General features: G+C 66.8%; 25 protein-coding genes. 13 read left to right on the top strand and 12 right to left on the bottom strand.

Annotated elements, in window-relative coordinates; all coding sequences use genetic code 11:
- Window positions 1-46: 46 nt before the first annotated feature.
- Window positions 47-586, bottom strand: a complete 540-nt coding sequence (locus ACT4ML_RS05430) for an HIT family protein (protein ID WP_444719947.1) — start codon at window positions 584-586, stop codon at window positions 47-49.
- Window positions 587-839: 253 nt separating this feature from the next.
- Between ACT4ML_RS05430 and ACT4ML_RS05425 the strand changes: the two genes are divergently transcribed.
- Window positions 840-1,040 carry a DUF7835 family putative zinc beta-ribbon protein gene (locus ACT4ML_RS05425; RefSeq protein ID WP_138246247.1) on the top strand — a complete coding sequence of 67 codons (201 nt, stop codon included), beginning with the start codon at window positions 840-842 and terminating at the stop codon, window positions 1,038-1,040.
- Window positions 1,041-1,189: 149 nt separating this feature from the next.
- On the opposite strand, the gene map is transcribed toward ACT4ML_RS05425, so the two are convergent.
- Both map and ACT4ML_RS05415 read right to left on the bottom strand, forming a co-directional pair.
- Window positions 1,190-2,089, bottom strand: coding sequence for a type II methionyl aminopeptidase (map, locus tag ACT4ML_RS05420; protein WP_444719946.1), 900 nt, complete (start codon window positions 2,087-2,089; stop codon window positions 1,190-1,192).
- Window positions 2,090-2,160: 71 nt separating this feature from the next.
- Window positions 2,161-2,286 carry a hypothetical protein gene (locus ACT4ML_RS05415; RefSeq protein WP_267877914.1) on the bottom strand — a complete coding sequence of 42 codons (126 nt, stop codon included), beginning with the start codon at window positions 2,284-2,286 and terminating at the stop codon, window positions 2,161-2,163.
- 600 nt (window positions 2,287-2,886) lie between these two features.
- On the opposite strand from ACT4ML_RS05415, the gene icd reads away from it, so the two are divergent.
- Window positions 2,887-4,149: an isocitrate dehydrogenase (NADP(+)) gene (icd, locus tag ACT4ML_RS05410; protein ID WP_444719945.1), complete on the top strand. Its 1,263-nt coding sequence runs from the start codon at window positions 2,887-2,889 to the stop codon at window positions 4,147-4,149.
- 108 nt (window positions 4,150-4,257) lie between these two features.
- On the opposite strand, the gene ACT4ML_RS05405 is transcribed toward icd, so the two are convergent.
- Window positions 4,258-5,988: a sensor histidine kinase gene (locus tag ACT4ML_RS05405; protein ID WP_444719944.1), complete on the bottom strand. Its 1,731-nt coding sequence runs from the start codon at window positions 5,986-5,988 to the stop codon at window positions 4,258-4,260.
- Between the two features lie 288 nt (window positions 5,989-6,276).
- On the opposite strand from ACT4ML_RS05405, the gene ACT4ML_RS05400 reads away from it, so the two are divergent.
- Window positions 6,277-6,714: a GNAT family N-acetyltransferase gene (locus ACT4ML_RS05400; protein WP_444719943.1), complete on the top strand. Its 438-nt coding sequence runs from the start codon at window positions 6,277-6,279 to the stop codon at window positions 6,712-6,714.
- Window positions 6,715-6,839: 125 nt separating this feature from the next.
- Window positions 6,840-6,995, top strand: a complete 156-nt coding sequence (locus ACT4ML_RS05395) for a hypothetical protein (protein WP_444719942.1) — start codon at window positions 6,840-6,842, stop codon at window positions 6,993-6,995.
- A gap of 21 nt (window positions 6,996-7,016) precedes the next feature.
- On the opposite strand, the gene ACT4ML_RS05390 is transcribed toward ACT4ML_RS05395, so the two are convergent.
- Both ACT4ML_RS05390 and ACT4ML_RS05385 read right to left on the bottom strand, forming a co-directional pair.
- Window positions 7,017-8,390: an NRAMP family divalent metal transporter gene (locus ACT4ML_RS05390; protein ID WP_444719941.1), complete on the bottom strand. Its 1,374-nt coding sequence runs from the start codon at window positions 8,388-8,390 to the stop codon at window positions 7,017-7,019.
- Between the two features lie 80 nt (window positions 8,391-8,470).
- Window positions 8,471-8,863, bottom strand: a complete 393-nt coding sequence (locus ACT4ML_RS05385) for a cupin domain-containing protein (protein ID WP_444719940.1) — start codon at window positions 8,861-8,863, stop codon at window positions 8,471-8,473.
- A gap of 147 nt (window positions 8,864-9,010) precedes the next feature.
- Here ACT4ML_RS05385 and ACT4ML_RS05380 point away from each other — a divergent pair, with 147 nt between their 5' ends.
- The 3 genes from ACT4ML_RS05380 (at window position 9,011) to ACT4ML_RS05370 (ending at window position 10,499) form a co-directional block, all read left to right on the top strand.
- Complete coding sequence (locus ACT4ML_RS05380) at window positions 9,011-9,343, top strand: DMT family transporter (RefSeq protein ID WP_444719939.1); 333 nt, start codon at window positions 9,011-9,013, stop codon at window positions 9,341-9,343.
- A 105-nt stretch (window positions 9,344-9,448) separates the two neighbouring features.
- Complete coding sequence (locus ACT4ML_RS05375; RefSeq protein ID WP_444719938.1) at window positions 9,449-9,973, top strand: DUF5817 domain-containing protein; 525 nt, start codon at window positions 9,449-9,451, stop codon at window positions 9,971-9,973.
- A gap of 79 nt (window positions 9,974-10,052) precedes the next feature.
- Window positions 10,053-10,499 carry a hypothetical protein gene (locus ACT4ML_RS05370; protein WP_444719937.1) on the top strand — a complete coding sequence of 149 codons (447 nt, stop codon included), beginning with the start codon at window positions 10,053-10,055 and terminating at the stop codon, window positions 10,497-10,499.
- A 101-nt stretch (window positions 10,500-10,600) separates the two neighbouring features.
- Here the strand turns inward: ACT4ML_RS05370 and hmgA are convergent, their stop codons facing one another.
- Together hmgA and ACT4ML_RS05360 are read right to left on the bottom strand one after the other, a co-directional pair.
- The gene (hmgA, locus tag ACT4ML_RS05365) at window positions 10,601-11,827 is read right to left on the bottom strand and encodes a hydroxymethylglutaryl-CoA reductase (NADPH) (RefSeq protein ID WP_444719936.1); all 1,227 of its coding nucleotides are present in this window, start codon (window positions 11,825-11,827) and stop codon (window positions 10,601-10,603) included.
- A 98-nt stretch (window positions 11,828-11,925) separates the two neighbouring features.
- Window positions 11,926-12,327, bottom strand: coding sequence for a hypothetical protein (locus tag ACT4ML_RS05360; RefSeq protein WP_444719935.1), 402 nt, complete (start codon window positions 12,325-12,327; stop codon window positions 11,926-11,928).
- 175 nt (window positions 12,328-12,502) lie between these two features.
- On the opposite strand from ACT4ML_RS05360, the gene ACT4ML_RS05355 reads away from it, so the two are divergent.
- From ACT4ML_RS05355 to ACT4ML_RS05345, 3 genes are all read left to right on the top strand, one after another.
- The gene (locus ACT4ML_RS05355; RefSeq protein ID WP_444719934.1) at window positions 12,503-14,110 is read left to right on the top strand and encodes an amidohydrolase; all 1,608 of its coding nucleotides are present in this window, start codon (window positions 12,503-12,505) and stop codon (window positions 14,108-14,110) included.
- An 88-nt stretch (window positions 14,111-14,198) separates the two neighbouring features.
- A complete protein-coding gene (locus ACT4ML_RS05350; RefSeq protein ID WP_444719933.1) occupies window positions 14,199-15,182 on the top strand; it encodes an LLM class flavin-dependent oxidoreductase in 984 nt (327 codons plus the stop codon).
- Between the two features lie 106 nt (window positions 15,183-15,288).
- A complete protein-coding gene (locus ACT4ML_RS05345) occupies window positions 15,289-15,744 on the top strand; it encodes a DUF2267 domain-containing protein (RefSeq protein WP_444719932.1) in 456 nt (151 codons plus the stop codon).
- A 37-nt stretch (window positions 15,745-15,781) separates the two neighbouring features.
- On the opposite strand, the gene ACT4ML_RS05340 is transcribed toward ACT4ML_RS05345, so the two are convergent.
- Window positions 15,782-16,681 carry a glycosyltransferase family 2 protein gene (locus ACT4ML_RS05340; protein ID WP_444719931.1) on the bottom strand — a complete coding sequence of 300 codons (900 nt, stop codon included), beginning with the start codon at window positions 16,679-16,681 and terminating at the stop codon, window positions 15,782-15,784.
- Window positions 16,682-16,734: 53 nt separating this feature from the next.
- Window positions 16,735-17,442, bottom strand: a complete 708-nt coding sequence (locus ACT4ML_RS05335; RefSeq protein ID WP_138246263.1) for a class I SAM-dependent methyltransferase — start codon at window positions 17,440-17,442, stop codon at window positions 16,735-16,737.
- Between the two features lie 224 nt (window positions 17,443-17,666).
- Between ACT4ML_RS05335 and ACT4ML_RS05330 the strand changes: the two genes are divergently transcribed.
- The 3 genes from ACT4ML_RS05330 to ACT4ML_RS05320 all read left to right on the top strand — a co-directional run bounded on the left by ACT4ML_RS05330 (window position 17,667) and on the right by ACT4ML_RS05320 (window position 19,759).
- Window positions 17,667-17,948: a MarR family transcriptional regulator gene (locus ACT4ML_RS05330; protein ID WP_444719930.1), complete on the top strand. Its 282-nt coding sequence runs from the start codon at window positions 17,667-17,669 to the stop codon at window positions 17,946-17,948.
- Between the two features lie 203 nt (window positions 17,949-18,151).
- Window positions 18,152-19,006, top strand: coding sequence for an MBL fold metallo-hydrolase (locus ACT4ML_RS05325; RefSeq protein ID WP_444719929.1), 855 nt, complete (start codon window positions 18,152-18,154; stop codon window positions 19,004-19,006).
- A 30-nt stretch (window positions 19,007-19,036) separates the two neighbouring features.
- Window positions 19,037-19,759, top strand: a complete 723-nt coding sequence (locus ACT4ML_RS05320; RefSeq protein ID WP_444719928.1) for a YkgJ family cysteine cluster protein — start codon at window positions 19,037-19,039, stop codon at window positions 19,757-19,759.
- Between the two features lie 185 nt (window positions 19,760-19,944).
- Here the strand turns inward: ACT4ML_RS05320 and ACT4ML_RS05315 are convergent, their stop codons facing one another.
- Together ACT4ML_RS05315 and ACT4ML_RS05310 are read right to left on the bottom strand one after the other, a co-directional pair.
- Entirely contained in the window at window positions 19,945-20,358 is a 414-nt protein-coding gene (locus ACT4ML_RS05315; protein ID WP_138246267.1) for a TRAM domain-containing protein, read from the bottom strand.
- A gap of 204 nt (window positions 20,359-20,562) precedes the next feature.
- Window positions 20,563-22,290 (bottom strand): radical SAM protein, encoded by a 1,728-nt coding sequence (locus ACT4ML_RS05310; RefSeq protein WP_444719927.1) that lies wholly within the window; start codon window positions 22,288-22,290, stop codon window positions 20,563-20,565.
- Window positions 22,291-22,535 lie beyond the last annotated feature (245 nt).

Raw genomic sequence — 22,535 nt, 5'->3', positions numbered from 1 at the left:
GCCGGCAATCGCGGCAGCGGCAGCCGGACGAAGCCGAGCAGGGTCGCTACTCGAACACGACCGCGCTGTCCTCGTCGGGGACCGTCGCGCCGTCTTGGGCGGCGAAGGCCTCGTGGACGTGATCGTACGTCGCCTCGAGGGCCTCGACGATCACGGTCGTGTCACTGAGGACGGGCATGAAGTTGGTGTCGCCCTGCCACCGCGGGACGACGTGGGTGTGGAGGTGGTCGTCGATCGAGCCGCCGGCCCCGTCACCGAGGTTCAAGCCGGCGTTGAAGCCGTCCGGCTCGAGGGCGGCCTCGAGCGCGTCGAACGTGCGCTGTTTCAACCGGGCGTGATCGAGTAAGACGTCGTCGTCGAGTGCCGTGTAGTCGCCGGTGTGGGTGTGCGGGATCACCATCACGTGCCCCGGGTTATACGGGTAGTTGTTCAGCATGACGAACGCGTGTTCGCCCCGCGCGACGATCAGGTTCTCCCGGTCGTCGTCCAGCTCGGGCAGTTCACAGAAGACACAGTCCTCGATGTCGGGGTTTCCCTCGTCGCGTCGGATCCACTCGATGCGCCACGGTGCGAACACCTGTTCCATATCCGATACCACGCGAGGGCGACCTAAAGCGTTTCAGTCCGCCAGTATGGTACGCAAGTTCCGGTAATATTTTCGTGCACGTGTGCGACAGTAACCCACAATATCGATATAGCGACTCAAGAGCGGGTTCTAAACGATCTGGGACGTTCTGAAGGCGTATTATGGAAAAGGTAACGCCGTCTTGCGATTGTGACGACTCAGCGGTCAAAATGAAGCGTGGGTTTAAGATAGGGCTACTGCAAGTAATTCAGTAATGGCAACGACCGACGACTCCTTCAACGGGATGACCGAGCACTGCGAGGACTGCGATCTAGAAACCCTCCACGAAGTGTCCGTCCAGATTCGAACCGAGAGCCTGAAAAAAGAGAACGCGCAGTTCTCCCGCGAACCCTACCGCGTCAGCGAGTGCCAGCGCTGTGGGAATCGCTCGAGCCAGCGGATGAACAACGCCTGAGTTTCCGACTGCGACCGATAGCAAAATCGACAGTACAGCCGACAACCGCCCTCGTTGCCCGGTCTCCCGTGTTCGTTTCTTCTCCCGACGGACGTCCCGAGCGGTAGTTTATTACCGATACAGATGGCCGGTGGAATCCCCCGGGCCGGTTACCGCTCAGTCGTCACTTCACAACCGTCCTCGGTGACGATGATCGTGTGCTCTTTCTGACTGACGAGGAAGCCGTCGTCTTCCTTGAGCACGGGATAGCCGTGGACGATGTCGTTGCGCTTGAGTCGGCGCAGCGCCATCTCCGCACGGTCGGTCTCGAGCCAGCGCGTCGCAAAGGGCAGCGTACGGAACTCCTCGGTGATCTGTTCCAAGGCGTCGCGGGCCTGCCGGTTGCGAACGCTCCCCTCGCGCTCGAGCGAGAAGATCTCCTCGCTCGCCCCTTCAGTGACCTTGCCGCCGCCGTCGGTCGCGAACGGCTCGATCGCGACGACGTCGCCGACCTCGAGGGTTGTCCCCTGCGAGACGGCGCGGTTGGGGATGTTCGGGCTGGTGTGTTGCTCCCAGTGGCCCAGTCCGTGCCCGGTGAGGTTGACCACGGGGTTGTAGCCGTAGCCGTCGATGACGTCCTCGATTGCCGCGCCGATCTCGCCGGTGCCGATCCCGGGCTCGACGATATCGACCGCGGCCTCGAGGGCCTGTTCGGAGGCCTCCGCCAGTTCGGGGTTACCCGAGAGGTCGACGGTGATCGCGGTGTCGGCCAACCAGCCGTCGACGTGGACGCCGATGTCTAAGTTGACCATCTCCTCGCCGAAGGTCGTCTCGTCGCCGATCGAGGGCGTCGCGTGAGCCGCCTCCTCGTCGATGGAGATGTTGACGGGGAACGCGGGCTGGCCGCCGAGTTCCCGAATGCGATCCTCGGCCCACTCGGCGACCTCGAGGTGGCTCGCGCCGACCTCGACGCGCTCGGCGGTCTCGTCGCGTACCTGCGCGAGGATTGCCCCCGCTTCGCGATGCTTCTCGTACTGCTCGGACTCGAGGTCCACCTCGGATTCGGCCATGTCTCGGGGTTCGGCCGGTCGACAAAAAGAGGTTCCGTCTCTCGTCGCCGGTCGTCGCGAACGGCTTGCAGTCAGCGACCCTCGGGGTTGCCGTCGACCCACTGACACGCCGGACAGGCGTCCACGCCCTGTACGTTCGACAGCGTCGCGGCACAGTGGGGACACTGGCGCGCAGCGTACTGCGGTGCTCGTAACATGGTTCGCCCAACGCCTACGTCAATAATAAATGTACTCCACGACGATCGTCGAAATCGAGGGGCGCGCGGCTGCGAGTCGCCGAGGCACGAACCGCCCTCCGAATCGACCGTTTGCGGAAGAAACGACGCGTAACGGGGCCGGAATCCGTGAAACGGTCGCCACTGGTTATACACGCCGCGCCCCTCGAGTCAATTGGCGTGAGAGACGCCAGATCGAGCCGGATCAGTGGCACACCGACACCGGCTCGCGAGCCGTGATCGCCGGCCTCGAGACTGAACGTCGCGGTGTTCCCGGCGGGTGGATTCGTCAGTCTCGAACCGGCGGCGTCACGGCGGTTTTCACACGCGTCAGTTCGATTTACTCGAGAGCGCCCGAGAACAGCCCCCGGTCGAGAAATCCCGGTTTTACGGCAGATGGACCCCTTATTTGACTCATTTTTATATAGGGTGCGAAATTACTTATTCGTCCTGTGGCCGCTATAGAAGCCCGATACCGCCGCTAAATCGCCGTTCGGGACGAATGGGGGATCGGTCAATTCTTGCCGGACCGAGACGGAAATGGTAGACCTTTTACCCCCGTCGAAGAACCGTACAGACGAGATGAGCTACGACAAGATCGAGGTCCCCGACGAGGGGGAGCAGATCACGCTGAAAGCGGGTACCGAGAACGAACTCGAGGTGCCTGACAACCCGATTATTCCGATTATTTACGGCGACGGCGTCGGGAGCGACGTTGGTCCCGCCGCACAGACGGTTCTGGAGGCTGCCGCGGAGGCGACCGGCCGCGACATCAACTGGATGCGAGTCTACGCCGGCGAGTCCGCACGGGAGAAGTACGACGAGAACCTGCCCGAGGAGACCGTCGAGGCGATCAAGGAACACCGCGTCGCGATCAAGGGTCCGCTGACGACCCCCGTCGGTGCCGGTTTCCGATCGCTGAACGTCGCGCTGCGAAAGAAGCTCGACCTCTACGCGAACGTCCGACCGACCTACCACCTCGACGGCGTCCCGTCGCCGGTCAAAAACCCCGGCGAGATGGACATGGTCACCTTCCGAGAGAACACGGAAGACGTCTACGCCGGCATCGAGTGGGAGGAAGGCACCGACGACGTCCAGCAGGTCAAGGAGTTCGTCGAAGACGAGATGGGCGACGACGACGTCATCCACGACGGCCCCGTCGGTATCGGCGTCAAGCCGATCACAGAGTTCGGAACGAAGCGACTCGTCCGCCGCGCCATCGACTACGCTCTCGAGCACGACCGCGATTCCGTCACGCTGGTCCACAAGGGGAACATCATGAAGTTCACCGAAGGCCAGTTCCGCGACTGGGGCTACGAGGTCGCCGAAGAGGAGTACGGCGACGAAGTCATCACCGAGGACACCCTCTGGGAGGAGAAAGACGGTGAAGCCGACGAGGACACCCTCGTCGTCAACGACCGCATCGCCGACAACATGCTCCAGCAGCTGCTGACCCGAACGGACAACTACGACGTCATCGCGACGATGAACCTCAACGGTGACTACATGTCCGACGCCGCCGGCGCACAGATCGGCGGCCTCGGCATCGCCCCCGGTTCAAACTTCGGCGACGGCCTCCTGCTGGCCGAGCCCGTCCACGGCTCCGCACCCAAGTACGAGGGTCAGGACAAGGTCAACCCGACCGCGATGATCCTCTCGGGCCGCATGATGCTCGATTACCTCGGCTGGGACGACGCCGCCGACCTCGTCCGCGACGCCGTCGAGGAGACCATCTCCTCCGGCAAGGTCACCTACGACCTCGAGCGCAACCTCGAGGACGCCGAGAAGCTCTCGACGAGCGAGTACGCCGAGGAAGTCGTCTCGAACATCGAAAAACTGTCGTAGAGCGTTTTTCGCGTCCGAATCTCTTCTTTATCGAGTGCGGTAGTATCGACGCGCGACCGTCCTCACTGACTCGAGCCCGCAACGACCGACGAGTCAGCCGTCCCGCATTCACTCGCGGTAGCGCCGCAGTTCGACGACGAACGCGGCTCCGCCCAGGTCGCTCGATTCGATCCACACGTCGCCGCCGTACTGCGAGACGAGCGTGTCCACGAGGTAGAGGCCGACGCCCGATCCCTCGCTCTCGAGCCCCTTCTCGCCGCGGCCGAAGGCGGCGTCGCGACGGGCGGGCGGGATTCCCGGCCCGTTGTCCGAAACGCGGATGGTCACCGTCTCCGGGCCGCTCGCCGCGGCGATGACGACGCGCGGCTCGGCGGCGTCGTTGTGCTGGACCGCGTTGTTCAGGAGGTTTCTGAACACGGTCGACAGGAGCGGTCCGGCGCGGACGGTCGCCGGAATCGAGCCATCGACGACGAACTCGGCGTCGGCGTACGCCTCGCGTCGCCGCTCGATCGTCTCCGTGAGCGTCGTCTCGAGCGGGGTCGGTTCCGTGTCGCGGTCGCCGTCGGTGTCCCAGAGCTCGGTGAACGCTTGCAACGTCTCGGTGAGTTCGACCGTGTGCCGTGTCGTATCTAGCATCCGCTCGAGCATCGCGCGTTCGTCATCGTCGAGGCGGTCGTTCAGTTCCTCGCCCCAGCCGAGGACGACCGCCATGTCGTTGCGGATGTCGTGACGGACGATCCGATTCAGGAGCAACAGTTCCTCGTTGCGGCGGGACAGCACCGCCTCGCTTCGCTCGAGGCGACGGCTCAACGCTGCCGCATCGAAGAAGACGTACGACTGGCGGGCGACGAGCGCGAGCAACACGAGCACGCCGAGGGCGAGTCCGACCGGGTCGAGGGAGGCGGTCGAGGCAGCGTAGCCCGTGACAGCCATCGCGAGCAGGAAGGGTGCGTAGGGGGCGACCGTCTCCCGGAACGCGTACCGGCGGCGATCGACTTCGGGCGGGGGCGTCGCGGCCGCCGGATGGAACGCGGCGAGCATGACGATCAGATTGCCGGCGAGCCAGATCATGTCGAGTTCGCTGTAGACATATCCGCCCGTGATCGACAGGTACGCGAACGCGCTGTCGCCGAACGCCCAGACGAGATTGCCCGCGGCGAGGAGCGTGATCGGGACGCGCCGCGGACCGCGCGCGTGGGCCGCGACGATGAACGCGATCGATCCGAGGACGATATCGAGCGTCGGGTACGCCGCGGACACCCAGAGTGTCGCGCCGCCGGCGGCGCTCTCCGTCAGCATCGGCTCGAGCACGAACTGCCAGTTGATCGCGAGCAACGCGATCGCGACGAGGAGTCCGTCGAGGGTGATGCGAAGGAGCGATCCCAGACGGTGCTGGGACGCGGCGATCACTAACAGTCCGGCCGCGAGGAAGCAATAGTCGCTGAGATAGAAGAGATCCGGGACGCCGGGAAACGGAACGCCGCCCAGCCACAGTTCGTAGCACATCCACGCGAACTCGCCGGCCGCGAACAGGCCGATACCGACCGCGGTGAGCCCCCAGCCGAGCGCGTCCGGCGACTCGCTCTGGCGGGCCAGCAATCCCAGCGCGACGGCGGCCGTAGCCGCACTGGTGGTGAGGACGAGATTCGAAAAGAGGAGGGTCCCCCGGGGGCCGCCGATCGATAGGTGCATCCACCCGATCGACGCGAGGACGAACACTCCCGCGGCGAACCACGCCCACCGGAACTGCGTCGGTTCGAACCGGAACCGCGTGTCCGACCCGAGTTCCGAATCGGAGCCTGCGGGATCGGACGCTCCGGAGTGTGGGTCGACGCTCATCGCTGTCTATTACACCAAGACGGAGCCATCGTAAAGGAACTCCGGCCACATATATTCCATATTTGATTGGATTCCGTTCGATCGAGTTCGAGGGAGACACAAGAGAGAGGCTCTTCCATCGCCGTCCGATCGGAAACTGGCAGAAATACCGTCACTACATGACAGTAATTATATGTCGTGTGAGACGCCGTTCACATCGGACGGAGGGATCAGCCGACGTTCAGGATCGGTGACAACAGGGATCCCGATCGATACCGTTCTCACGCTTGAGACGCTTAGGCGCTCTCGATGAACGATATCGACGTACGCATCGTCGACACGGAACGGGGACGAGAGGACGCGTTCGCCGTCCGACAGGCGGTATTCGTCGACGAGCAAGGGGTCGACGAGGACGTAGAGTACGACGAGCACGACGAGACGGCCGTCCACTTCGTCGCCTACGACGGCGACGAGCCGGTCGGCGCGGCCCGACTCCGGGAGTACGCGGACGGCGTCGGCAAGGTCGAACGGGTCGCCGTCCTCGAGTCGCGACGCGAGGCGGGCGTCGGCCGCGCGCTGATGGCATCCCTCGAGGAGCGAGCCGACGCGCGCGGCTTTACGGAACTGAAACTCCACTCGCAGACCCGAGCCGCCGACTTCTATCGCCGACTGGGCTACGAGCGCCGCGGCGAGGGGTTCGAGGAGGCCGGCATTCCCCACGTCGAGATGCGGAAAGCGCTCGAGTGATGTCCGTCCACGCGGGCGGGATACGCACCCGTGCGACCGCTCGAGCGCGCAGCGGGTCGCCGGAGCAACCCCACGCCGTGAATGTCTGACTGACTTTCAAATAGGTGTCCGTGCGTAGTACTGCTATGCAACAGTCGATTCGTGCGCCCCTCGAGGCGATAACGACCACGGCAGCGACCGTCCAGCGCGCCGGCCGGATCCTCCTGCCGCTGGGTCTCGCGGCCGCGAGTACCGGCGTCGGACTGCTCGTCTACTTCTGGTTGGTCGCCGCGGTTCTGTAACGGCTCGCGCGACCGAACCAGCTACGCCGTCGTGATCCGATCGCGGACGTATCTGGCACCCAATCCGAGAACCGCCAGCGTCATCGCCGCCGCGAAGGCGACGACGAACGCCGAGACCGGTTCGGTGATCGTCTCGAGTTCCGCGAGGACGAACTCGCCCGCGAGGACGGCGGCGACGGCGAACAGTGCGAACCCGCCGACGTTCGCCGGAAGCGAGTTCGTCTCGGGGACGACCGCGGGATCGTTCAGCAAGTAGAGGAGCACCGCGATGGCGAATGGCGTCCCGACCAGCCCGAACGCGAGCGTGAGGACGAGGAGTTGGAAGAAGGCCCCCTCGAGGAACGCGCCGACGGCCGAGGCGAGCGCGACGGCGACGATCGCGGCCCGGTAGCGGCCGTCGCTGACGGACTGCTCCCAGCCGAGTTTGTCGGCCAGCAGGTACGGCGGGACGATCGTGTTCCCGCCGAGCGTCGACACCGCTGCGCCCAGCAGACCGGCGAGGAACAGCCACATGGCGTACTCGCCGGCGATCGGCCCGAGAGTCTGTGCGGCACCCACGCCGTCGATCGTCGCCGGATCGACGCCGGCCGACGGGAGCACGCTCGCCGCGACGAGGAAGACGCCGAGGCTGAAGACGCCGAAGGCGGCGAGCATCGAACTGACGACGTCGAACGTCGCGATGTCTGCGTCGCCCGCCGTCCAGCCGCGGGCGCGCATCGTGTAGCTCTGCATGGTCAGCAGCGTGATGTGGACCGCACCGCCGAGAATTCCCGCGGCGATGAGCGCGCCGTCCACGCCGGCCGGGATTTCAGGGGTCAGCCCCGCAGCCGCCGCGGCCGGATCGATCGGGACGACAAAGGCCGAAGCGACGAATGCGACGACGACGATCGAGACGAGGAGTTTCGCCCCGTGTTCCGCGAGGCGGTAGCCGCCGCCCGCGAGTCCCAGCGCGAGGGCGACGGCCCACGCGATCCCCCAGAGGCGTGGATCGGTCAGCGCGGCGACGCCGACGCCCGCTTCGGCGGCCATCGTCGCGCTAACCGACGCGAGCGTCTTCATGATCACGATCTGGGCCAACCCCGCGGCGAGCACGGCGTCGATCACGAGCACCCACGCCCAGAACGAGCCGAGGTGTCGCTCGACGACCGCGACGATCCCCGCCTCGGTGAGCAGCCCCAGCCGCATCGCGAGGTACTGACCGACGGTGCCGAGGATCGCCGAGAGGACGACGACCCACAGCAGCGCGTACTCGAAACTCGCCCCCGCGACCAGCAGGCTCCCCATCGTCGCGGGCCCCGCCGCGATCGCGCCGGCGAGCCACGTCGGCCCCAACCGCTCGAGAAACGACCCGATTCGCCCCAGTCCAACTGATTGCTGTGTCCGCTCAGTTGCCATCGGACACCCCTTTCGAACTGAGACATATAACTGGGTGGTATTCGTTGGTGTCGGGAAGAAAAGGCGATCGGAGAGCGAGTTCACTCAGTCTGCCAACTCGGGTTCTCCCGCGGCGGGCTGAAGATGTCGACGCCCCGGACCGTCTCGTCGCCGCGGTTCTCGGCCGCGTGGGGCTGGTCGCCCGGAATCGCGTAGGAGTCGCCGGGGCCGCAGACGATCTCCTCACCGTCATCGGAAGTCGACGAGTTCCGATTGCTCGATGAGCTTCGCTCATCGCTGTCAGTGAGGAACGTCAGTTCGCCCTGCGTGATGTAACCCGTCTGGTCGTGGGGGTGGCTGTGCTCGTCGACCGTCGCGCCGGGTTCGATCTCGAAGTGCTGGACGTTCATCGACTCGGTCCCCGCCAGCAGCGCGAGGCGGACGCCGTCCGCGGCTTCCGACGGCTCGAGGTCGTCGAGGGAAACGCGTTCCATACGCGATTCCACGGGGACGGACACTATAGTTCCGTGGATAGCGGCGCTGGCAGGCTGTGCAGCCGTCGGGATCGGCAAAGTTCGTCCCAGCACTCGAGTCTGGAGCCCTTCGAAACAGATATTAATTTTCCAACCTGAAACCATCGCATGAACCCGTACGTGATACTCGCCGGTGCGATCCTGTCGGAGCTGTTCGGAACGACGGCGCTCAAACTCTCCGAGGGGTTCTCGCGGCCGCTGCCGAGTCTCGGCGTCCTCGTCGGCTACGGCGCCGCCTTCTATCTGCTCTCGCTGACGCTCGAGGAGTTACCGGTCGGGGTCGTCTACGCGACGTGGGCCGCGCTCGGCATCGTCGGCGTCGCGTCGATCGGCGTGCTGGCGTTCGACGAGCACCTCGACGGCGCGGCCGTCGCCGGACTCGGGCTCATCCTCGCCGGCGTCTACTGTCTCAACGTCCTCTCCGACGTCTCCGCGCACTAAGGCTCAGGTTCCGCCGCGTTCGGTCCGCCGCCGCGGCCCGACGGCGGCGATCACTTCCGCCGCGCTTGCCGAACCTTGAACTACCGCGAGCGGCCACTGCGAGACATGTACGCCGTCGTCGGCTGTAGCGAGTGCTCGAACCTCTGGATCATCGAGGGCCGGTCCGAGACGACCCAGTGCCCCCGCTGTGGCTCCCGCAAGGCCTACGAGAAGCGCAAGAAGTTCGTCGAGACCGACGACGCCGCCCACGCCCGCGACGTGCGCGCCTCGATGCTCGCGAACCGACAGGGCGAGGGCGAGGCCTTCGCCGAACTCGACTCCTTCGCCGCCCTCGAGGACGACGTTGCCGATGGCGTCGTCGACGACGCAGAGTACCTCGAGCAGGCCGGACTCGATGTCGAGGAGGTCGAGGCCGCCGGCGACCGCGATCCGCGCGGGCCGAGTCGCAGCGGCAGCAAGAAAGAGATCGTCGAAGGCGCGCTCGAGGCCCTCGAGCGGCCGACCGAAGCCGAGGTCGTCGATTACGCGAGCGAGCGCGGAGTCGACGCCGAGTACGTCAGGGACGCCCTCGAGAAGCTGACGCGCCGCGGGGTCGTCAGCGAGAGCCGCGGGCGGTATCGGCTGCTGTAGGTCGTTGCAGCGTGTTGTCTGCTGTCGCTCGCCGCGGCGGTATCGCCACGGCTATCCCCGTCCGGCGGCTCGAGCCGGTATGACAGAGACGGTCGATCTGCAGGGGAGCGTCATCGGCGCGGGACTCCTGCTCGCGGTCGGATTCCTCGTCTACGGAACGGTCGTCAGCGGGACGATCGTCGGGATCGACGCGGCGGCCGCGGCGACGTGGGTCCTCGCGCTGACGTTCATCGCTCTCGCCGGCGTCCACGCGAGCGTCGGCCAGTACGATTTCGCGCTCGGACATGGGGGTGCCGCCGCCGGCTGGCTGTTCGTGTTGCTCGGATCGTCGGGATTTCAGACCGTCCTCGGACTGGTACTGCTCGTCCTCTCCGGGAGTTACATCGCGATCAGAACGTTGCGAGCCCGATCGGACGGAACCGACGGGGATGGGGCCGACGGGGGTGGAACCGACGGCGATGGAACCGATGAAGACGACACCGAAACGGACGGAAAACGGGACTCAGTCTCGGACGACATCGAATAACTAACCCTCGCAGTCGAAGGGCCGCGAGTTATCGGCAGGTGTCCGATTCTTGCCGCGAGACCACTGCTGATTCTCGCTCGACCCGGATACCGCCGTTCGGATTACCGGCCGAGATCCTCGTGTGCGCTCGCGAGGTGTCGCGAGGAGAGCGCGCCGAGCAGGGAGAGTTCCCCCGCGAGCGCGCCGACGGCGATGATCTCGGCGAGCGCGTCGGCGTTCGAGCCGGCCGGATCGCCACCGCCCTTGAGGCCCAGAATCTCGAGGGCTTCGGCCTGCGTCGGCAGTTTCGTCCCGCCGCCGACGGTGCCGACCTCGAGCGAGGCGAGCGAGACGCTGGCGTAGAGATCGGTGGTGCCGTCCTCGCGCTCGCGAGCGTCCATGGTCGTGATCGTGTTCGCTGCCTCGACGACCTGAGCCTCGTCCTGTCCGGTCGCGAGGAAGGCCGCGCCGACGACGTTGGCCGCGTGGGCGTTGAATCCCAGACTCCCCGCTTTGGCGCTGCCGATCAGGTTCTTGCGGGTGTTGGCCTCCGCGATGGCGTCGGCGGTCGTGTGGAGTCGCTCCTCGACGAGTTCGCCCGGGATCTGGACGTCCGCCGTCACCGAGCGACCGCGGCCCTCGACGGCGTTGACCGCGGCGGGTTTCTTGTCCGAGCAGAGGTTGCCCGAGAGCGCGACGAGCGAGGCCGGGGTCTCGCTCTCGACGAGTTCGCAGGCCTCGCCGGTCGCGATCGTGGCCATGTTCATCCCCATCGCGTCCTTGGTGTCGTAGGCGAAGCGCAGGTAGACGGAGTCGCCGACGACGTAGGGTTCGATATCGAGGAGTTCGCCGTGGCTCGTCGTCGACTCGGCGGCCTCCCGGAGCGCCTCGAAATTGCCCTCGACCCAGTCGACGGTCTCGGCGGCCTCGGCGACGCCGTCGACCCGAAAGACGGGGGCTCGAGTCATCCCGTTTTTCGTCACGCGCGCGTCGGCCCCGCCCGCAGCGCGGATCACGGAGAGCCCGCGGTTGACCGACGCCAGCAGCGCGCCCTCCGTCGTCGCGAGCGGGAGGTAGTGCTCGCCGTCGGCCGCGCCGCCGGAAACGGGCACCGGGCCCACGACGCCCATCGGCACCTGCGCCGCGCCGATCATGTTCTCGATGTTCGGGTCCGCTCGCTCGGCGGGGAACGCGTAGTCGCCGATCGCCTCGAGTTCGGTTCCCGTCTCGCGCTCGACGAGCAACCGGCGCGCCTCGGCCGCGGTGTCGTAGTCGGCGTGGTCCTCGAGTTCGTGAATGCGAAGGTCGCCCTCGCGCACCCGCTCGGCGAGGTCCTCGGGGTCTGTCATGGCTCAGCCAAGAGGGCGGTGGCTCCTAACAGTTGCTGATCGTGACGGCTCGAGCGGCCCCGCCGCTCGAGGCCGACCGGCGGCCGCCGCGTCGGTGATCAGGTAACCCGCGTTACGGACTCGTCGCTCTCGGCTCGGTAGTCGGTGAGAACCTCGTAGCAGACCAGTGCGACGAGCGAGCCGGACCCGATCAACCCGATCAGCAGGTGGGCGAGTCCCTCCGCGTCGGCGGCGAACGCGATCGCGAACGCCGCCGTCGCGACCGCGGCGAACCGGAGCCGACTCCGCGATCGGTCCCCGTTCCGCGAGCGCTCCCCGTCGGTGACCGCGAGGTACAGTTGCGGGAGCGCCACGGCGACGCCGGCGAACAGGAGATACGACAGGAGCGGCCAGTCCTGAATCCCGAGTCCGAACTGGCGATCGACGACGAGCGAGCCGGCGAGCGCGAGGACGAGCAGGAGAAGCGACCCGAAGATGATGCGGTCTTCACGATCGAGCATACGAACCGATCGACGGGCCGGCAAGTCAAGATTGCGCTCGATTCCAGTCCGTAGGCCCGCGTTACACTCCGGTATCGGCTGTTGGCGCTCCCTACTAGCTGCGACTCGAGGGGCGAAGCCGGCCGGCGAGGACGCGGACCCAACTGTTTTGACACTCGGCCGCGGGCACTGATCCATGACGGCGGCCGCAGACCTCCTGTTGGTCAACGCGGAGGTCCACACGCTCACCGAACCCGATACCGTCCGCGAGGCGGTCGCGATCCGCGACGGCGAAATCGTCCGCCTCGGAGACACGTTCGAGGTCGAGTTCCTCGCGGGCGTCGAAACCGACGTGATCGACTGCGAGGGCCGCGTCGTCCTGCCGGGGTTCATCGACGCGCACACGCACATGGAGCAACTGGGGCAGCACCTGGTCCACGCGGACCTCTCGGCCGCCGACAGCGCCACGGACTGCGTCGAGCGACTCCGCGAACTGGCCGCGGACGACCCCGGCCGCGAGTGGCTCCTCGGATTCGGCTACGACGAGAGCGAGTGGACGGGAACGGAAACGGAACCGGCACCGCTCACTCGAGCGGCCCTCGACCGCGTCAGCGAGGACCGGCCGGTCGTCGCGATGCGGATCGATCTGCACACCGCGTCGCTGAACACGGTCGCGCTCGAACGCCTCGCCGAGGCGTTGCCCGACTCCGATCTGCGATACGAGGACGGCGAACCGACCGGGGTCGCCGTCGAGGACGCTGCCGAGGCCGTCAGGAAGCGACTCGCGGCCGACCGCGAGGAGATGCGCGAGGTGCTCGCGGCGGCGACGCGCGACGCGGTCGCGCGCGGCGTTACCGGCGTCCACGACAAGGTCCGGGGCTCGGTCGCGCCGCGGGTCTACCGCGACATGGCCGCCGACGGCGATCTCCCGCTGCGCGTGCGGGTCGACTACTGGAGCGACCACCTCGAGGCCCTCGCCGAGGTCGGGCTGGGGACGAACGACGGGACCGGCCGCGTTCGGACGGGCGCGATCAAGTCCTTCTCCGACGGCAGTTTCGGGAGTCGGACGGCGAAGCTCCGGGAGCCGTACGCGGACGCCGGCGGCGATACTACCGACGAACGAGCCGACGGCGACCCGGACGAATCCGACGGCGACGAGCGCGGCCAGTGGGTCGTCGACCCCGACGACCTCGCCGCCCTCGTCGAACGGGCCGACGCCGAGGGATTCCAGCTCTGCGTCCACGCCATCGGCGACGACGCGATCGAGGAGACGCTGTCCGCGCTCGAGGCGACCGCCGACCCCGGCGGCTCCCGCCATCGGATCGAACACGCGGAGCTGGCGACCGACGACCAGCTCGAACGCATGGCCGCGGCGGGGATCGTCGCCTCGATGCAGCCGAACTTCCACCGCTGGGCCGGCGACGACGGGCTCTACGAGCGGCGACTCGGCGAGCGGCGGCGCGATCGGACGAACCGATTCCGGCGGGTGCTCGAGGCCGGCGTCCCGCTCGCGTTCGGCTCGGACTGCATGCCGCTGGATCCGCTTCTGGGCGTCCATCACGCGGTGAACGCACCGACCGACGCACAGCGGCTGTCGGTCACCGAGGCGCTGCGAGCGTACACCGCCGGCGCGGCGTACGCCGGCTTCGACGAGGACCGACTCGGGACGATCGAGCCCGGCAAGCGCGGGGATCTGGTGGTGCTCGAGGAGTCGCCGTGGGACCGACCGGACCGGATCGACGACATCGAGGTCGCGATGACGCTCGTCGACGGTGAGATCGTCTTCGACGGGCGCGAGGAATAGACAGTCGCCGGCTGACGGGATGTCTCACTCGTCTCCGAGGCTGCGACGAACGGGTCGATTTTTGCCGTCGGGGAGCGACGACAAGCGCATGGAAACCGGACTCATGGTCACGGCGTTCGGCGACGCGGACCTCGCGGACGTTGCGGTCCGCGCCGAGGAACGGGGCTACGACGCCGTCTGGGTCGGCGAACTCTGGGGAGCGAGCGGCGTCGTCCAGGCCACCGAGATGGCCTGTCGAACCGACGAGATCGGTATCGGGACCGCGATTTTGAACGTCTACTCCCGCTCGCCCGCAGTGCTCGCGATGACGGCCGCCTCGCTCGAGGACGCCGCCGACGGCCGGTTCACGCTCGGGGTCGGGACGAGCACGGCCACAGCGGTCGAGGGGCTCCACGGGATGTCGTTCGATCGACCGGTGCGACGCGCCCACGAGACGATCGAACTGATCCGGAAGTTCACGGCCGGGACCGGCGACCCGGTCGACTACGAGGGCGAACTCCTCGAGGCGGCGAACTTCCCGTCGATCGAGACCTCGGTGCCGATCTATCACGCCGGCCTCGGGCCAGCCAACCGGCGCGTCGTCGGCCGGCTCTGCGACGGGTGGATCCCGCACAATATCCCGTTCTCGCGGCTCGAGGACGCCTTCGAGGAGGTCGCGGCGGCCGCGCGGGAGCGCGACCGAGAGCCGGACGAGATCGCGATCGCGCCGTACGTTCCGTCGGCGGTCAGCGACGACCCGAGCGAGGCCCGCGAGGTGCTGCGGCGACACGTCGCCTACTACGTCGGGAGCGGCGAGGGCTACCGGCGCGCGGTCGCGACGGCGTACCCGGACGAGGCCGACCGGATCGCAGACGCGTGGCGCGCCGGCGACCGCGACGACGCCGCGAGCGCGGTGACCGACGAGATGATCGCCGATCTCGGCGTGGCCGGAACGCCCGAGGAGGCCCGCGAGCGACTTCGAACGCTCGTCGCCGAAACGGGGATCGACCACCCGATCGTCGTCATCCCGGAACCCGCCTCGAGCGACGTGACCGAGACGACCATCGAGGCGCTCGCACCGGAGCGGTCGTAGCGCCGGCTCGGACCGTCGTCGCCGCCCGCGATGCGGCCACCCTTGCGAATCCGCGGACAGCGTTTTTCCACCCCACTGCCGACAGTCTCGAGTACCGGAGCAACCCATGAGCACGAGCTACACCGACTTCATCGGCGAGGTACAGCACCGAATCGAAGCCGGGACGCAAGCCGAGGCCGTCCGAACGACGCGAGCGGTCCTCGAGACGCTGGGCGAGCGCGTCGGGGACGGCGGCGCGACGGACATCGCGAGCCCGCTCCCGATGGAGGTCGATCGGTATCTCTTGGCGGCCGACCACGGCCAGACCTACGACTACGACGCGTTCGTCGATCGCGTGCTCGAGCGGCTGAACTACGACGATCTGGACCTCGACGCGTCGTACGGACGACCGTCGAACATCGACCGCTCGGAGGCGGTTTACCGGATCAAGGCCGTCGTTGAACTCGTCAGCGAACGGGTCCCCGGCGGCGAACTGGCCCACGCCGAAGAGCAGTTGCCCGGAGAGTACGGGGACATGTTCGAGTTCGTCGACGCCGAGACGAAACCGTGGGAAGAAGCCTAAGCTCGCTATCGTCGCCTGTAATCGCGTTCGGGATCGGTCAGCGCCGGTCGTAGACTCGGACCGCCCGGTCGTGTCGCGTCGAGAGCCCGTTGGGATTTCGCCGGCTCGAGCGATCGGCATAGCGGGCGCGGACGCCGTCCCAGAGCCCGTGCGTAACGTTCGCGATCACGTCGGTGCCGTCCGACACCCAGCCCGTCGGCGTCGCCTCGCCGGACGCTAGCCGGCAAACGCCGCTGAGGGCGTCCCGGAGCGCACTGCCGGCGGTCCGGGCGAGAACGGTCGGCCGCAGGCCGTAGTTCTTCGCGAGCCGATAGGACAGCGACCGGTAGGTTGCCCCCCAGTCGGGGTCGGCCCGGCCGCCGTCGGTCCCGACCTCGCAGCGGGCGGCCATCGTCGCCGTCCACGACACCTCGTGACCGAGCCCGGCTACGCGGTGGGCGCAGTCGCGCTCGCTCTCCTCCTCGATGTACTCGTCGAACCCGTCGAGGGACTCGAGGACGGACCGCTCGAACGCGACGTTGTCGCCGTGGAAGAGGGTGACCGTCTGGCCGGCGACCCGCCGCGGCGACTGCAGGTCCGCCGTGACGGGACCGCCGGTCACGGGACCGGTGACGACGGCCGTCTCGTCGGTGATCGCCTCCTCGATCGCGCCGTACCAACTGTGATCGATCGCGTACTCGCCGTCGAGGAAGGCGACGACGTCTCCCGTCGCGAGTTCGAGGCCGGCGTTCCGGGAGACGCTGGGGTTCCGTTCCGAAATCTCGACGAGGACCTCGACGTCATCCCGCTCGCGGACTACGCCGGTCGTCCCGTCGGAGGAGGGACCGTTGACGACGATGACTTCCGTCGACGACGGCGTCCGCTCCGCCAGCGCGTCGAGACACGACAGCAATCGCTCCCGGTCGTTGAGCGTCGACACGACTACCGAGAGCTCCATACCGCCCGATAGGGGCTCCTGATAGTAAATAGATGGGATTCGAATCGGGCCGGTCAGCGAACCTGCGCGTTCCAGTACGACACCGACGCGAAGTGGTCGGTGATCGGCAACTCGCCGACCGCCTTGTCGAGCGCGCGAAGCGGCGACGCGAGCCCGTTCGGGATCGATCGGTACAGCCCGTACGGAAGGAGGAAATCGTCCTCGACGTCGACGAGAGTGAGGTCCGTCTTCGCGAGGAGGACCGCCACTTCGCTCTTCGAGTAGAGTCGCGACCCCATCGGGAGCGCCCAGTTGTAGACGCTCCGCGTCGAAAACCGGTTGAACGTATCGAAGACGATCTGATCGCGGGAGACGCGCCGCATCTCTTCGAGGAACGCCTCCGGATCGTCCGCGAGATGGAAAAACCGCATCGCGATGACGGTATCGAAGTGATCGTCCGGGAACGGCAGTCGCCCCGCGTCACCGCGGAGGAACTCGAGGGTCCCCGCCAGCTCCGCGTTCTGGGCCTTCCGTCGTCCCTGCTGTAGCATCGCCGCCGAGATATCCAGTCCGACGACGTCGGCACCCTGATGGGCCAGCATGACCGTAAACCGCCCGGTACCACAGGCGATCTCGAGGACCTTTCGGTCCTCGACGGGCATGATAGCCTCGAGGACGGCCTCCTTCTCCCGGCGGTCGATCAGCTGTCCGCCCTGGGAGAACCGCTTGTCGTCGTATTCCTCGGCGATATCGTCGGCTTGGTACCACTCCTGTCCTTTCACACTGGGCGAATCTACTGTTGTGAGAGGATAAAACGATACTGGAGTCCGCCGACGGTCCGCTAGCGGTCCCAGATCGCCACACGGCGGTTTCACACGGCGGCTGACACCGAAAGACAGCGGTAATCGATCTGTGTTAATACCTCATTCATATGCCTTATACAAACTGCATTATTCGTATCCACATATAGGGAAGCTTTACCATCGCCGATTCCGCTCACGTAGGTATGAGCATGGGTACAGCCGAGGACCGTGGCGCCGCCGTCGAAGAAACCCTTTCAGAGGACGAATACCGCGACCGGCTCCGCGATCTGCCGCCGAGCGCGAAACTCGTCGCGAAAGTGCTCGAGACCGACTCGCCGCTCTCGCAGGGCCAACTCGCCGAGGAGTCGCTGCTTCCCGACCGCACCGTTCGCTACGCGCTCAACCGACTCGAGGACGTCGGCCTCGTGGGCTCTCGGTACAGTTTCCGGGACGCTCGCAAGCAGGTCTACTACCTCAAGCACTGATACGGACTGCTGGAAGTCGTTTCCGGCGCAACCGCCCTGCGTTGTGTCGGGAAACCGTTACAGCATCCGTCTGAACGGTCGAACCGAGTCAGCGGCGAGTCGGTCGCGTCTCGCGGCAGTCGCGACGCAGTCGTCACGGTCACCACGGTCGCGGGGGCCGGGACCGCCGATATCCACTTTTTCGCTCGGTCGCATGTCGACGTATGGATCTCGTTTCCCGGTCGCTTCCAGTCGCGACGCGCGCCCCCGGCGGCGAAACCAACGCCTATCTGCTCCGAGCGACGACGCCGGCGACCCCGGACGGCGAGTGCCGACCCCGCGACTCCGGAGCCGACCCGGCGGTCCTCGTCGATCCGGCGGCGCGCACCGACGACCTCGATCGGCTGGTCCGCGAGCACGCCGTCGACCACATCCTCGTTACCCACACCCACCCCGACCACGTGGGTGCCGTCGACGCCTACGCCGCTGAGACCGGCGCGACGGTCTGGGCCCGATACGGTCGAACCGACCGGTTTCGCGAGGCGACGGGCTGCGAACCGGACCGGACGTTCGCGCCGGGGACGACGATTCCGCTCGAGGACGAACGCGTCCGCATCCTCGACGCGCCGGGCCACGCGCCGGACCACGTCGCGCTCGAGGCCGGCCGCGGCGGCCCGATCGTCTGTGGCGACTGCGCCGTCCGCGAGGGTAGCGTCGTCGTCGGCGCGCCTGAGGGAGACATGCGCGCGTACGTAACGACCCTGCGACGGCTGTGGGCGATCGACCCGCCGGCGCTCTACCCCGGCCACGGTCCCGAAATCGACCAGCCCCGTGAGACCCTCGAGCGACTGCTCTCCCACCGGGCCGAGCGCGAAGCGCGGGTGCTCGAGGCGGTCTCCGGCGGAGCCGAGACCCTCGACGAAATCCTCGAATCGGCCTACGAGAAGGACCTCTCGGGGGTGCGCGACCTCGCGCGGGCGACGGTCGTCGCCCACCTCGAGAAACTCGCCGTCGAGGGGCACGTGGGGTGGGACGGCGAGCGGGCGACACCGGGACCGACCGCGGGCGCGGACGACTGACTTTTCCGCGTCGACCGCGTCTGCTGCGGTGTGCAATCGCTCGACGCCGAACTCGAGGACGCCCGCCGACTCGCCATCGACGACCTCGCGGACGCGATCGAGTCGATCGGCTTCGAGTGTACCCGCTGTGGGGCCTGTTGCAAAAGTGAGGCCGAGGACGACCACACAGCGACGGTGTTTCCGGACGAAGTTCGAAATCTCGAGGAGAGCGCGGCGCGTAGCGCCGCGGATGATCAAGCGGTGGAGCCGCGAGATAGCGACAGCTACGACGGCGACTACGACTGGCGCGACGTTGCCCGGCCCATGCCCTACGGGCTCTCGGAAACGGAGGAGGGCGGCCTCGAGGGCGAGACCTTCGAGTGGGCCCTACAGACCGACGACTGCGGCGACTGTACCTTCTACGAGGAAGACGAGTCCGGGACCGGGGCCTGCGTCGCCCACGACGACCGACCGCTGATCTGCCGGACCTATCCGTTCAGCGTGGCGCTTTCGGGCACTAGCCAGCCGATGGGCGAAGCAGTCGACGAGGCGGGCGTAGTCCGGGCCCACGAGTGCGAGGGACTCGGCCGCGACATCTCCCGGGAGGACGCCGAGGAGTTGGCTCGAGCGCTGAAAGAACGGGCGGTCCGGGAACTCGAGGAGGCCATCGCGGTCCGGGACAACTACGCGCCCACCGATCCCGACCCCGGCGAGGTCGTCGTCCACGACTCCGAAGGCGCAAAGCGCGCGGACGGGACGCCGCTCGAGGAGTAAAGGATCGATCGCTGTAGCTCAAGCCCCGAAACCCTCTCAGTAGCGGTTCCGTACGGCGCGCTCCGCGCGCCGTTTCACCGAGCGCGAGCGGAGCGAGCGCTCGGCCTTTTTTGGTCAAGATTTTTTGCCGGGATTGAGGTCGGCGTCTTCGATGCCGGCCGATATCCCCGGCAAAAAGGTCGTTTCTAGAACGTGTCTTCGATGATCTCGCCGACGGCGAAGTTCGACTTGACCTCGGTGACTTCGATCTTGACACGCTCGCCGACGTCGGCACCGGGAACGATGATGACGTAGCCGCGTTCGACGCGGGCGATGCCGTCGCCCTGTTTGCCGATGTCTTCGATCTCGACGTAGCGCGTCTCGCCGACGTCGACCGGCGGCTGCGGCTCCGATGGCGCGCTCTGGGGTGTGGCCGTCGCCGAGGCGTCGTCGTTGCTCGCGACCTCATCCTCTCGCGAGATGAGCGCGACGCGGTAGACCTCGCCCGGGTCGATGTCGCCGGTCTCGACCTCTTGACGTGGTACCTCGATGACGTATCGATCCTCCTCTTCCGAAACGTCCGTACTGAACAGACACAGCAGTTTTTCAGATATTTCCACAGGCAGACCCTCGATTTCACCTCTGATTCCCCTCCATAATAGAACTACCGACACCGTGCCGTCGATTGACGGGGAAAGCGTCTTGGGCTCCGGTATGCGCGGGCTGCGAACGATAGTCACAGAGCAGCCCACACGATCAACAACCGGCTCTCACGGGTCCGACCGGAAACAAGCGACCGAAGAAGACGGGGAAAGACGACGGACTCAGTCCGCCGGCTCGAGCGGCCGCGTCGTCATGAACTGGGAGAGATCGAACTCGGTCCCGAGGTCGGCGTCGGCGATCGCCTCGTAAGGCCGGTTGACGACGATGTCGCCGGCGGTGCTGTCGCCGATGCCGGGGACGGCGGTGAGTTCGTCCATCGAGGCCGCGTTGAGATCGAGCGGGTACGGGACGCCGGTCACCGAGCGGTAGCCGTGATCGACAACGGCGACGTCGATCGTCCGGCCGAGTTCGCGCTCGCCCGGGATGCCGACCAGTAGCGGGTAGGTGCCGAGCTGGCGACCGAAGGTCTTGCCGTCCTGATGGTACTCGAGGTGGACGTTTCGGAGGACGGTTCCCGGCGGGGCGACCCGTTCGAGCATCGGGTTGTCGATCTCCTCCCGGACCTGCTGTTTGTACCGTTTGAACAGGTTCTTGTGGTCTCTGGCGATCTCGGCCCCGGTGTCGGACATGTCGGTGCCGTCGAAGGCCATCACCTGCCGGATGTTGATCCGGCGGAGCATGTAGCCCTCGTCGTAGACCCGCTGGAGGAACTCGCGGTTGCGCTCGTAGGTCTCCTCGCGCTCGCCCTTGAGCCCGTGGAGGAGGTTGATGCCGGGGAGGAGCTTCGGAAGACGACGCGCCGCGTCGTCGCCGAAGTTCGGCGCTGTTTCCCTGTCCCCGCCGGGTCGCCACCCTGCCTCCTCGTTGACGATTCGGACGGCCTCGAAACACTCCTCGGCGGTGACGTTCAGGTTGTTCTCCTCCTGGACGACCGGATCTGCCGACTCGAGGCCGAACGCGGCCGTGTCGCCGGGCGTGTTGTGCTCGGCGATGATCCGAATCCCCTCGCGGCTCTTCTCGGGCCACTCCACGATCGTGATGGGGTTCATGTTGTCAAGATGCAGCGTCTCGAGGTCGGGCGCGACCTCTCGGATGCCGCTGTAGAGTTGGCGCAGGGCGTCGGGATTGGGCGCTTCGCCGTCGCCGCCGTAGGCGAGGATGTCGGCCTGTCGGCCGATCCGGAAGTGTTTCACGCCGTAGTTCGAGAGGGCGTCGACCTCGCCGACGACCGTCGGCGGCGGCCGGAACTCGGGGTTGCCGTAGAGCGGTTCCGTACAGAACGAACACCGGTAGGCACAGCCCCGCGAGGTCTCGAGTTCGCAGATGAGATACTCCGGGTGGTTGGGATGCTGTTCGACGATGAACGCGCCCTCCTGGGCCCACCGCGAGACCTCGTCGAGGTCGCGCATCCGGTTGTTAAAGCCCTCGAGGCCGCTCTCGACGAGGTCGTAGACGGCGGCCTCGACATCGCCTTTGGCGACGAAATCGAAGTCCAGATCCTGCCGTTCGGTCTCGGTCGCGCCGGCGTTTTCGTCGCCGACGCCGAACTTGACGGGGCCGCCCATCAGGCTGGTGCCGTTGGCGGTCCAGGCGAGCTTGCGGACCTCGTCGGGTTCGGCGGGCGTGCCGCCGACGTACTTGCCGGGAACGGTCATGCCGCCGAGGTAGAGCAGGAGGTCGGCCTCGTCGACGTCTCGCCAGTAGTCGGGTTCGTCGCGGAGCCGATCGATCGTGTGATAGGTGATCTGCTCGCGCGGGACGCCCGCGTCGACGAGCGCACCCGCCGCGTACCGCGGGTACGTCGAGATGTACGGCGGCACCCCGAAGTGAGCGGGCTCGTCGACGTAGCCGTCGACGATCGTCACCGACAGCGTCTCGGGGTCAGTCATGGCTCCCGATAGCGCCTCGAACGATAAAACGGTGACTACACGCCGTCGATCGATCGTTGCGAGCCCGACGCCGCCGGCCCGCCGACTCGAGGGCACCGACTGCAGTAATTTAATGGATGAAGCGTTCAATTATCGTGACTAACTGCGAGGAGTGTCGTCGATCCGGCCCTCCGACTGGGATGCGCCGAGCCACAGCTCTCGGCCGCTCGCTCCACCTCGCAATCCGACCCGCCGCGCTGCTGGTC

Origin of the sequence: Natrinema sp. LN54, from assembly GCF_052439245.1 — an archaeon.
Classification (GTDB): domain Archaea; phylum Halobacteriota; class Halobacteria; order Halobacteriales; family Natrialbaceae; genus Natrinema; species Natrinema versiforme_A.
This window is presented reverse-complemented; position numbering and strand designations above follow the sequence as displayed.

Excerpts from the sequence above, each read along its gene's own strand:
- ACT4ML_RS05345 (WP_444719932.1), top strand. The coding sequence starts at position 15,289 with ATGAGCACGAGCTACACCGACTTCATCGGCGAGGTACAGCACCGAATC.
- map (WP_444719946.1), bottom strand. The coding sequence starts at position 2,089 with ATGGCCGAATCCGAGGTGGACCTCGAGTCCGAGCAGTACGAGAAGCAT.
- ACT4ML_RS05400 (WP_444719943.1), top strand. The coding sequence starts at position 6,277 with ATGAACGATATCGACGTACGCATCGTCGACACGGAACGGGGACGAGAG.
- ACT4ML_RS05405 (WP_444719944.1), bottom strand. The coding sequence starts at position 5,988 with ATGAGCGTCGACCCACACTCCGGAGCGTCCGATCCCGCAGGCTCCGAT.
- ACT4ML_RS05310 (WP_444719927.1), bottom strand. The coding sequence starts at position 22,290 with ATGACTGACCCCGAGACGCTGTCGGTGACGATCGTCGACGGCTACGTC.
- icd (WP_444719945.1), top strand. The coding sequence starts at position 2,887 with ATGAGCTACGACAAGATCGAGGTCCCCGACGAGGGGGAGCAGATCACG.
- ACT4ML_RS05325 (WP_444719929.1), top strand. The coding sequence starts at position 18,152 with ATGGATCTCGTTTCCCGGTCGCTTCCAGTCGCGACGCGCGCCCCCGGC.
- ACT4ML_RS05355 (WP_444719934.1), top strand. The coding sequence starts at position 12,503 with ATGACGGCGGCCGCAGACCTCCTGTTGGTCAACGCGGAGGTCCACACG.
- ACT4ML_RS05360 (WP_444719935.1), bottom strand. The coding sequence starts at position 12,327 with ATGCTCGATCGTGAAGACCGCATCATCTTCGGGTCGCTTCTCCTGCTC.
- ACT4ML_RS05385 (WP_444719940.1), bottom strand. The coding sequence starts at position 8,863 with ATGGAACGCGTTTCCCTCGACGACCTCGAGCCGTCGGAAGCCGCGGAC.
- ACT4ML_RS05375 (WP_444719938.1), top strand. The coding sequence starts at position 9,449 with ATGTACGCCGTCGTCGGCTGTAGCGAGTGCTCGAACCTCTGGATCATC.
- ACT4ML_RS05350 (WP_444719933.1), top strand. The coding sequence starts at position 14,199 with ATGGAAACCGGACTCATGGTCACGGCGTTCGGCGACGCGGACCTCGCG.
- ACT4ML_RS05330 (WP_444719930.1), top strand. The coding sequence starts at position 17,667 with ATGAGCATGGGTACAGCCGAGGACCGTGGCGCCGCCGTCGAAGAAACC.
- hmgA (WP_444719936.1), bottom strand. The coding sequence starts at position 11,827 with ATGACAGACCCCGAGGACCTCGCCGAGCGGGTGCGCGAGGGCGACCTT.
- ACT4ML_RS05415 (WP_267877914.1), bottom strand. The coding sequence starts at position 2,286 with ATGTTACGAGCACCGCAGTACGCTGCGCGCCAGTGTCCCCACTGTGCC.
- ACT4ML_RS05380 (WP_444719939.1), top strand. The coding sequence starts at position 9,011 with ATGAACCCGTACGTGATACTCGCCGGTGCGATCCTGTCGGAGCTGTTC.
- ACT4ML_RS05390 (WP_444719941.1), bottom strand. The coding sequence starts at position 8,390 with ATGGCAACTGAGCGGACACAGCAATCAGTTGGACTGGGGCGAATCGGG.
- ACT4ML_RS05370 (WP_444719937.1), top strand. The coding sequence starts at position 10,053 with ATGACAGAGACGGTCGATCTGCAGGGGAGCGTCATCGGCGCGGGACTC.
- ACT4ML_RS05395 (WP_444719942.1), top strand. The coding sequence starts at position 6,840 with ATGCAACAGTCGATTCGTGCGCCCCTCGAGGCGATAACGACCACGGCA.
- ACT4ML_RS05430 (WP_444719947.1), bottom strand. The coding sequence starts at position 586 with ATGGAACAGGTGTTCGCACCGTGGCGCATCGAGTGGATCCGACGCGAC.
- ACT4ML_RS05425 (WP_138246247.1), top strand. The coding sequence starts at position 840 with ATGGCAACGACCGACGACTCCTTCAACGGGATGACCGAGCACTGCGAG.
- ACT4ML_RS05340 (WP_444719931.1), bottom strand. The coding sequence starts at position 16,681 with ATGGAGCTCTCGGTAGTCGTGTCGACGCTCAACGACCGGGAGCGATTG.